This window comes from Shewanella jiangmenensis, assembly GCF_018596335.1.
In the GTDB taxonomy this organism is placed as follows: Bacteria; Pseudomonadota; Gammaproteobacteria; order Enterobacterales; family Shewanellaceae; genus Shewanella; species Shewanella jiangmenensis.
Genome location: NZ_JAHEPS010000009.1, coordinates 79968 through 87995, shown reverse-complemented (window position 1 = coordinate 87995; position 8028 = coordinate 79968). Strand labels below are relative to the sequence as shown.

The 8028-nt window shown below is 53.7% G+C and carries 10 protein-coding genes; 3 read left to right on the top strand and 7 right to left on the bottom strand.

Annotation, left to right across the window (positions count from 1 at the left end; genetic code table 11):
- Positions 1 to 414 precede the first annotated feature (414 nt).
- Complete coding sequence (locus KJI95_RS17425; protein ID WP_214508483.1) at positions 415 to 969, top strand: gamma carbonic anhydrase family protein; 555 nt, start codon at positions 415 to 417, stop codon at positions 967 to 969.
- A gap of 36 nt (positions 970 to 1005) precedes the next feature.
- Here the strand turns inward: KJI95_RS17425 and KJI95_RS17420 are convergent, their stop codons facing one another.
- Both KJI95_RS17420 and aroE read right to left on the bottom strand, forming a co-directional pair.
- Complete coding sequence (locus KJI95_RS17420) at positions 1006 to 1263, bottom strand: DUF1488 family protein (RefSeq protein WP_214508482.1); 258 nt, start codon at positions 1261 to 1263, stop codon at positions 1006 to 1008.
- 1 nt (position 1264) lies between these two features.
- Positions 1265 to 2137 (bottom strand): shikimate dehydrogenase, encoded by an 873-nt coding sequence (gene aroE / locus KJI95_RS17415; protein ID WP_214508481.1) that lies wholly within the window; start codon positions 2135 to 2137, stop codon positions 1265 to 1267.
- Positions 2138 to 2368: 231 nt separating this feature from the next.
- Here aroE and KJI95_RS17410 point away from each other — a divergent pair, with 231 nt between their 5' ends.
- The gene (locus KJI95_RS17410; protein WP_214508480.1) at positions 2369 to 2800 is read left to right on the top strand and encodes a group II truncated hemoglobin; all 432 of its coding nucleotides are present in this window, start codon (positions 2369 to 2371) and stop codon (positions 2798 to 2800) included.
- 34 nt (positions 2801 to 2834) lie between these two features.
- Here KJI95_RS17410 and hemF read toward each other — a convergent pair whose 3' ends face one another.
- From hemF to KJI95_RS17385, 5 genes are all read right to left on the bottom strand, one after another.
- Positions 2835 to 3749, bottom strand: a complete 915-nt coding sequence (gene hemF / locus KJI95_RS17405) for an oxygen-dependent coproporphyrinogen oxidase (protein WP_214508479.1) — start codon at positions 3747 to 3749, stop codon at positions 2835 to 2837.
- A 220-nt stretch (positions 3750 to 3969) separates the two neighbouring features.
- A complete protein-coding gene (locus tag KJI95_RS17400) occupies positions 3970 to 4533 on the bottom strand; it encodes a DNA topoisomerase family protein (protein ID WP_214508477.1) in 564 nt (187 codons plus the stop codon).
- 174 nt (positions 4534 to 4707) lie between these two features.
- A complete protein-coding gene (locus KJI95_RS17395) occupies positions 4708 to 5187 on the bottom strand; it encodes a DUF494 family protein (RefSeq protein WP_214508476.1) in 480 nt (159 codons plus the stop codon).
- Positions 5188 to 5189: 2 nt separating this feature from the next.
- Positions 5190 to 6152, bottom strand: coding sequence for a DNA-processing protein DprA (gene dprA, locus KJI95_RS17390; RefSeq protein ID WP_490156925.1), 963 nt, complete (start codon positions 6150 to 6152; stop codon positions 5190 to 5192).
- A 138-nt stretch (positions 6153 to 6290) separates the two neighbouring features.
- Positions 6291 to 7394, bottom strand: a complete 1104-nt coding sequence (locus KJI95_RS17385; protein WP_214508474.1) for a LysM peptidoglycan-binding domain-containing protein — start codon at positions 7392 to 7394, stop codon at positions 6291 to 6293.
- Between the two features lie 124 nt (positions 7395 to 7518).
- On the opposite strand from KJI95_RS17385, the gene def reads away from it, so the two are divergent.
- Positions 7519 to 8022 (top strand): peptide deformylase, encoded by a 504-nt coding sequence (gene def / locus KJI95_RS17380; RefSeq protein WP_214508473.1) that lies wholly within the window; start codon positions 7519 to 7521, stop codon positions 8020 to 8022.
- Positions 8023 to 8028: the final 6 nt, after the last annotated feature.

Below are 8028 nucleotides of genomic sequence, written 5' to 3'. Positions count from 1 at the left end.
TCTTTCATTGATAAAATCGTTTTGTCGACTTCATCAACCTGCGAGTATCCACACAGATTTGCTTGTCTTATCTGATTTTTAAAGAACATCCGGTCGCGCTTGGCTCACCGGGTCAGGGCTGCGTATTTTACGCTTTCCTACTTTCGCGTCAAGCAGTTTTTGCAAACTTTCTTTCGACGCTGTTGAAGTTGGCTTTCGCTCGCTTCAACTACTTTCACGTTCGATTTGCGTTGCACCTCAGTGCTTGGCGCCCCGTGCCGTGTCAGTGGATGCGCATTATAGGGAGCCTGAACTTTTGCGCAAGGGGCAATTCGGGCTTTTTTTGTTTTTTTACCTCGTTTGAAGGAAAAACAACCTGACCGGCCGATTTATGCGCTTTATAATGCGAAAAAACTGCCATTTACTGGAAATTAAATGTCAAAAGCGTTGAGAGTGTATAAAGCGACAGAGCCAAAACTGGGCTCACGTGTCTATATAGATGAAGCCTGCGTGCTGGTTGGCGACATAGTGCTGGGCGATGATGCCAGCGTGTGGCCCATGGTGGCCGCCCGTGGTGATGTGAACCATATCCGCATTGGCAATAGAAGCAGCATTCAGGATGGCACCTGCTTACACGTTACCCGTAAGACCCCTGCCAAGCCCGATGGCCATCCGCTGATCATTGGTGATGATGTAACTGTAGGCCATAAGGCCATGTTGCATGGCTGTACCATCGGCAACCGGGTGTTGATTGGAATGGGAGCCATAGTGCTCGATGGTGCGGTGGTGAGCGACGATGTTATCCTGGGTGCGGGCTCTTTGGTGCCGCCGGGCAAGGTACTGGAGAGTGGCTACCTTTATGTAGGCAGCCCGGTAAAGCAGGCAAGACCGCTGACCGACGCCGAACTCGCCTTCCTGCCCCTGTCAGCACAAAACTATGTGTTGCTGAAAGACGAGTACCTGCAGCAACAGCTGTTTGACAAAGCCTGAGCTATATAAGAGGACGTCAGGCTCAGCCGGGGATCATCAAATTTCGATGCGTCCCCATTCATCGAAGGCATCTTCTTCGATAAGGGTTTCGGCCAGCTCTTCCACTTCAAATCTCACCCCTTCGAGCAGCGACGCCGCGTTATCTACATTAACGGGGGTTTTGCACAGCTGCTGCAGCCGCGCAAAACTGAGTACGCACTCAATCCGCATTCCCTGCTGATGGGCAACCAGCTTCAGCAATTGTTTTTTCCCATCGATGCTGATGGCATCGGCAAATATCACACTTTGATTCATTTCAGTTTCCAAGAAGAAGACTTTGACGCAAGGTCATCAGCACCCGTTTGCTATCGGGTCTGACGGCGCGCCAGAGATAAAAACTTTCAGCCGCTTGCCCAACCAACATGCCAAGTCCATCGATACAAGCCGCAGCGCCCTGTTGCTTGGCCCATAGGTTGAACGGCGTTGGCGCCGCAGCATACATCATGTCGTAGCAAACCGTGCGGCTGTTTATGGCATGCGTTGACAGTGCCGGCAGTTCGCCGCTGAGGCTTGCTGAGGTTGAATTGATTATGACATCAAAGGCCGTGTCGATGCTCTCTCCGTTGACCACCTGAATGTCGGCGCCGGGGATCAAATTCGCCAGCGTTTCGGCTTTGGCTCGGGTGCGGTTACATAAGCTCAGCTGTGCGCCAGCTCTGATAAGTGGCAGTAATGCGCCTCTGGCGGCGCCGCCTGCGCCAACCAGCAAAATCCGGCGCCCTTTAAGTCCAACATCATGACGCAGTAAATCCCCCACCAGCCCAAGGCCATCGGTGTTGTCACCGCGGAGACGACCATCGTCAAGTTTAATCAGGGTGTTAACTGCACCGGCAACGCGCGCATCGTCACTCAGCTCGTCACAGAGGGCAAAGGCTTCTTCTTTAAAAGGGACTGTCACATTGGCGCCGCGCCCGCCGTTTGCCATAAACTCGGCCACAGCTGTGGCAAAGCCATCTTTAGGAGCCAGCACGGCTTCGTAACTCATCGGTTGCGAGGTTTGCTCGGCAAACATGGCGTGGATTTGCGGCGATTTGCTGTGGCCGATGGGATTACCAAACACCGCATACCTGTCGATTTGCCCGGTCGCGGGGCTGACGGGCTGTTCACTTTTGGTTACCTGGTCGCTCATGTTCATCCGGTCGTTTAGGTTCAAAAAGATGCTCGTGCCCGAGTCGACGCTCATGCTTTTGTCGGCGTAATTGATGCGCGGGCAAACATCAAAAAGGGATGCGTCAGTCTACCCCTGCACTTTCCGTTGCTGCAATGGCAGTAAACGGAGGATTTTTCACGCCCTCAACCAAAACGTGCTCCTTTGGTATACTGCGCCCGATTTCAACAGCGCAACCACAGGGCTTTCGCCATGAACTGGATAAAGAAGATTTTTCGCGCAGGTGCCAGCGACGACAGAGATCCTACGCAATCAAATGCCTACGACATGATTGGCGGCGACAAGACCATACGTGCCATTGCCCACAGTTTTTACGCCAGGATGCAGCAAGGCGACGACACCCAAAAGCTACTCGCGATGCATCCGGGCCCCATCGCCCAATCTGAGCAAAAGCTGTATGAGTTTTTGAGTGGCTGGCTTGGAGGGCCACAGCTGTTCCAGCAAAAATACGGCCATCCGGCACTGCGGGCACGGCATATGCCTTTTGCCATCGATGAGGAAATGCGGGATCAGTGGCTGACCTGTATGAAGTACGCGCTCAACAAAGAGCTGACCAATCCCGAGCATCGTGAGGTGATCTACCAGGCAATTGCGACTCTGGCAGATCATATGCGTAACCAATAAACCTGAAGCCCGGTTTATTGGTTAGTTTGAAGCATTAATTGGCGAGCCAGTCCTGGGGCTTGAGGAAACGCTCGTAAAGCGCCGCCTCAGGCGTTCCAGCCTCTGGCTGATAGGCATATTGCCAACGCACCAGCGGCGGCATCGACATCAGAATCGATTCAGTGCGACCGCCGGTCTGCAGCCCGAACAGGGTGCCACGGTCATACACCAGGTTAAATTCCACATAACGGCCACGGCGATAAAGCTGGAAATCGCGCTCGCGTTCACCATATTCAGTGGCTTTACGACGCTCTACTATCGGGCCGTAAGCCTTGATAAAGCCGTTGCCCACGGCCTGCATAAAGTCAAAGCAGCGCTCGAATTCCCAATGATTAAGGTCGTCGAAGAACAAACCACCCACACCACGGGTTTCGCCGCGGTGCGGCAGGAAGAAGTACTTATCGCACCACTCTTTATACTTGGGATACACCTCGGCGCCAAAAGGTGCGCACAGGTCGTTGGCGGTCTGGTGCCACTCTTTTACATCCGATTCAAACGGGTAATAAGGCGTCAGGTCAAAGCCGCCACCAAACCACCACACAGGATCGGCGCCTTCTTTACGGGCGATGAAAAAGCGCACGTTGGCATGGGTAGTCGGAATGTACGGGTTTTTGGGATGGATAACCAACGACACGCCCATGGCCTCAAAGCTGCGGCCAGCAAGCTCAGGCCGGTGCGCGGTCGCCGATGCCGGCATGGACGCGCCCATCACATGGGAGAAGTTAACTCCCGCCTGCTCAAATACGGCGCCATCGGTCAGCACCCGGCTGATACCACCACCGCCTTCGGCGCGCTGCCAGCTGTCGGTGGCAAACGAGGCCGCTCCATCCAGCTGTTCCAGACCGGCACAGATATTGGCCTGCAGCTGTAACAGAAACGCTTTTACCGCATCGGCATTGGGAAGTCCCATGGTGCTTTCCTTATGTAGACTGAAATTCGCAGCATTAAAATGATCAAATCCATTTACGCAGCGCTTTATTTAGTGTGACGCCAGATACTATGTGACTTTGATGATCTGACTTTGGTAACGCGCCTTTGATGATGTACCGTCGCGGCAGCTCAAAATCCACGGTATCTGTTGCTGGCCGACATTATAACCAGTTAAACCCAAGGCGAGAATATCGCAGGCATCAGAGCGGCCTTTTGTATTTACAGGGTTTATTTGGGCACTCGAGCCGGGTTCCAGCGGCGCCTTTACGCTGCACCAGCAGACCAAAGCCACAGTCGGGGCAGGACTCCGCCACCGGCGGGTAGTTAACCAGATACTTGCACTCGGGGTACGTTGAGCAGGCGTAAAAGCCTTTGCCGTAACGATTGGTTCTGTGTTCCATCACCCCTTTTTCGCACACAGGACAGGCAATGGCCTCTTCGGCGGGTGCCTGATCGGGTTTCTCGATATGGGTACACTCGGGATAATGGCTGCAGCCAATAAAAATCCCGAACCGGCCGGATTTTACCGCCAGCTCATGGCCGCACTCGGGGCAGGATGAACCCTCGATAATCTGGGATTCGATGGACTCGTGCTGCACCAGAGGGCGGGTATACTGGCAATTGGGGTAGTTATTGCAGCCAATAAAACTGCCATGTTTGCTGTGACGCACCGACAGCTCACTGCCACATTCGGGGCACAATTCGTATTCCCGCTCGAGCGCATGCTCGTGGGCACTGAACAGGCTGTTATCTATTTTGGACATGGCGACCTCTGCTGCATAGTGGCGCTATTTTATCAACTGCCGCGCTGGCCATGCCAGCACAACCGCAAACCAGCCGTCCCGCAGGCAACAAAAAAGGAGACCCTTGGTCTCCTTTATCTATTCATTGGCATAACTGGCAACAACTTAATCGACGACAGCTTACTTGGCGACGGATTAGGAGTGCAATCGGCCGGGCTGCTCGTCAAACATCATGTTTTCCATTTGATTGTAGGCAAGCTCCTGACCCGGGGCATTGAACAGCACCATCATCACCACCCACTTAAGGTCATCCAACGTCAGGCTGGTTTCGTCCAGATCCATAACCCGGTCGATGACCATTTCACGGCCTTCGACGTTAAGCACTTTAATTTGCTCAAGAAACATCAGAAAGCCGCGGCACTCGACATCGAGGCGCTCCATCTCTTGTGGCGTATAAATGCGGAACGAGGTCTGCTCATGGGTGTCAAGAAACGGCTGTTCGCTGTCGCGCAGCTCAGCCAGATGTTCAAGCCAGTTCAGCGCCTTGATAATTTCGGCCTGGCGAAAACCGGCGAGCACCAATTCCTTTTTCAGCTGGTCTTCGTCCACCAGCATATCCACTTCCAGGTCATTCTGAACATAGTTCTCGAATAGGTACATGAGGATGTCAAACATGGCTAATTCCTCCTGATTCTGACGTAACCACCGGGTACTGCAGCAACCCAACCTTGTAACTCCAACTCAAGCATTTGTTCCAGCACAAGATCTATTGGTTTACCACTATGTTCCACCAACCTGTCTAAGGGTGTGGTCTCATATTCTACACTAGCCAAGAGCTCTGCGTATGGCAACTCCTGCGCGCCTGGCAGCTCTACATGGGCCCGCGAGGGTAACATATCAAGCTGACAACGCAATATGGCACCGAGCTCTTCCACTATATCGGCAGCATTGGTGACAAGTTTTGCCCCCGCTCGCAACAAATCATGACAGCCCTGATGACGCTCATCGAGTATGCTGCCGGGCACAGCAAACACTTCACGGCCCGCTTCCATCGCAAGCCTTGCCGAGATGAGTGAGCCGCTCTTGCGGGCAGCCTCTACCACCACAGTGCCGAGCGCCATGCCGGCGATAATACGATTACGCTTAGGAAAGTTGCCGGCAAAGGCTTTGGTGTCAGGCCAAAGCTCACTGACGATACAGCCGCGCGCCTGAATGTCGTGATACAGCGCCTGATGTCGCTTGGGGTAAATTTCATCTGCACCCGTGCCCAAAATGGCATGGGTCACGCCGCCAATAGCCAAAGCCCCCTGATGACAGGCGCCATCAATTCCGGCAGCAAGACCGCTGACCACAGCCAGGCCCTCTGACGCCAGTGCCGAGGCGAGCATTCGGCCCACCTGCACCCCGCTGTAACTGGCATCACGGCTGCCAACCATGGCGATGGCCGGGCGCAGCAGCTCCTGAGCTTGTCCTTTGACAAACAACAATGTGGGCGCGTCGGTGATTTCGCCGAGTAACGGCGGGTATTCGGGAGAATCGGGAACGATGAGATGGTGATACTCACTCGCCTCTTGCCAGGCCAGTGCGGCATCGACTTTACGATAATCAATGGTCAGGCCGGACCGCAGAGAGGGCGGCAAAGACAATGAGTCCGGTTCGTGCTCAAGCCTTTGCCTTAACTCTTCCACATCCATGTGTTCGAGAAATTGCCGGATCCGGGCGGGTCCAAGCCCGGAAACAGCGCCGACAATCAGCCAGTCGACCAGACTGGCTGCGATTTATTCACCCTTAATTTCAGTCGCTGAAGGCACAGACAGTTTGTCATCGGCGCGGACCGGGCGGTCATTCACCATGATAAGCCCCATGCTGACCTTATCAAACACTTTGAATACCATCAGATTACCGTGATACACATCCGGCAGCTGAATGGCATTGTCGCTGCCAAACTTGGCCATCAGGTCGCCATAGGCGTTGCGGTCAACCGTCGATACAGGGGTGCCATCTTCGTTGATCACCACGGTGTCGCCATCGCGGTGAATGGCAAACACATCGCCGGCTTCCACACCATCGGCCTTACCCTTGCTGATGTAAACCACGTCGAGTTTGCCGGCTTCGCGTATGTCTTTTTCGCTGCCAATGACGTAAGCATCGGCGACATCGGCGGCCTTGGGCATAAAGTACGCCGACAGCAGCGACTCATCTTCAATCTGCAGCACCCGGTTGCCGGGGTGGGTTTCACGCAGACTGGTTTCCAATTTCACTTTGGAAATATCACCCGACTCCACTACCCGGCCGCTGGCGGTCAGAATCACCTCCTGACCCAAAGACTCATTCGTAGTTTTGTCGATAAAGCTGCGGCCTACGTCATACGCCGCGACTTTCATGCCTTTGGGCAACTGCGCCTGCACGTAAATAATGTCATCTTCAACATGGAAGCGGGACGGACTCTCACCACCCAGCACCTTGGGCTGAGATGCAAACCACTCGGGGTCGACCACCCGATTCTGGCTCAGGTAAGGTTGGATGAGTTCGAGACTGACCGCCGGAATAGCACCGCCTTTGGGCAGCACCCGGCCCTCGGGGCTCTTGCGCACCTGAGGCTTGACCACCAATCGCGGCTGACCGTCGATAAACACCAGGGTCAGGCGATCGCCGGGGTAGATAAGGTGCGGGTTGGCAATTTGTGGATTGGCATTCCACAGCTTTGGCCAGCGCCAGGGATCGCTTAAGAATTTGCCGGAAATATCCCACAGGGTATCTCCTTTCTCAACGATGTAGGTGTCCGGATGGCCTGGCTTAAGAGTCAGGGTATCTGCCATGGCAAACGAACTGGTGACCGACATTAACGCGACTAGAATTAACCGTTTCATGGGAGCGTCCATGTTGTTTGGCTCGTTAAGCGAGCTTTTACTGTTATTGATTGTCGCTACGGATTAAAATTGACCCAATAGCAAAGTCAGTATAACCAACTGGCGCAAATTTGACAGAGTTGTTAAGAGTTTAACTATGCCCTTATTAAATGTTTTACGCTTCCCCGATGAACGCTTGAGAACCGTTGCCAAGCCGGTAACCGAATTTACTCCTGAACTTCAAACCCAAATCGACAATATGTTCGAGACTATGTACGAAGAAAAGGGAATTGGTCTGGCCGCCACCCAGGTGGATTTTCATCAACGTTTGATTGTGATGGATCTGCAGGACGACATCGAACGCCCGAACGTCTTTATCAATCCGGAAATCGTCGCCAAAAGTGGTGATTTTTGTAACGAAGAAGGCTGTCTGTCGGTTCCCGGCGTCTATGCCAAAGTCGACCGCTCCGAGCAAATCACAGTAAAAGCGCTCGATCGTCACGGCAAAGAGTTCACCGTCGAAGCCGATGGTCTGTTCGCCATCTGTCTGCAGCACGAAATGGATCACCTGGTCGGCAAGCTGTTTGTGGATTACCTGTCACCACTGAAGCGCCAGCGCATTCGCCAGAAGCTGGAAAAAGCCGCCCGTCACGACAAGTAATATCAG

What these genes read in the sequence shown, in the direction of transcription:
- KJI95_RS17395 (WP_214508476.1), bottom strand. Translation starts at nt 5,187, where the DNA reads ATGTTTGACATCCTCATGTACCTATTCGAGAACTATGTTCAGAATGAC.
- hemF (WP_214508479.1), bottom strand. Translation starts at nt 3,749, where the DNA reads ATGGGACTTCCCAATGCCGATGCGGTAAAAGCGTTTCTGTTACAGCTG.
- def (WP_214508473.1), top strand. Translation starts at nt 7,519, where the DNA reads ATGCCCTTATTAAATGTTTTACGCTTCCCCGATGAACGCTTGAGAACC.
- KJI95_RS17385 (WP_214508474.1), bottom strand. Translation starts at nt 7,394, where the DNA reads ATGGACGCTCCCATGAAACGGTTAATTCTAGTCGCGTTAATGTCGGTC.
- KJI95_RS17410 (WP_214508480.1), top strand. Translation starts at nt 2,369, where the DNA reads ATGAACTGGATAAAGAAGATTTTTCGCGCAGGTGCCAGCGACGACAGA.
- KJI95_RS17425 (WP_214508483.1), top strand. Translation starts at nt 415, where the DNA reads ATGTCAAAAGCGTTGAGAGTGTATAAAGCGACAGAGCCAAAACTGGGC.
- aroE (WP_214508481.1), bottom strand. Translation starts at nt 2,137, where the DNA reads ATGAGCGACCAGGTAACCAAAAGTGAACAGCCCGTCAGCCCCGCGACC.
- KJI95_RS17420 (WP_214508482.1), bottom strand. Translation starts at nt 1,263, where the DNA reads ATGAATCAAAGTGTGATATTTGCCGATGCCATCAGCATCGATGGGAAA.
- KJI95_RS17400 (WP_214508477.1), bottom strand. Translation starts at nt 4,533, where the DNA reads ATGTCCAAAATAGATAACAGCCTGTTCAGTGCCCACGAGCATGCGCTC.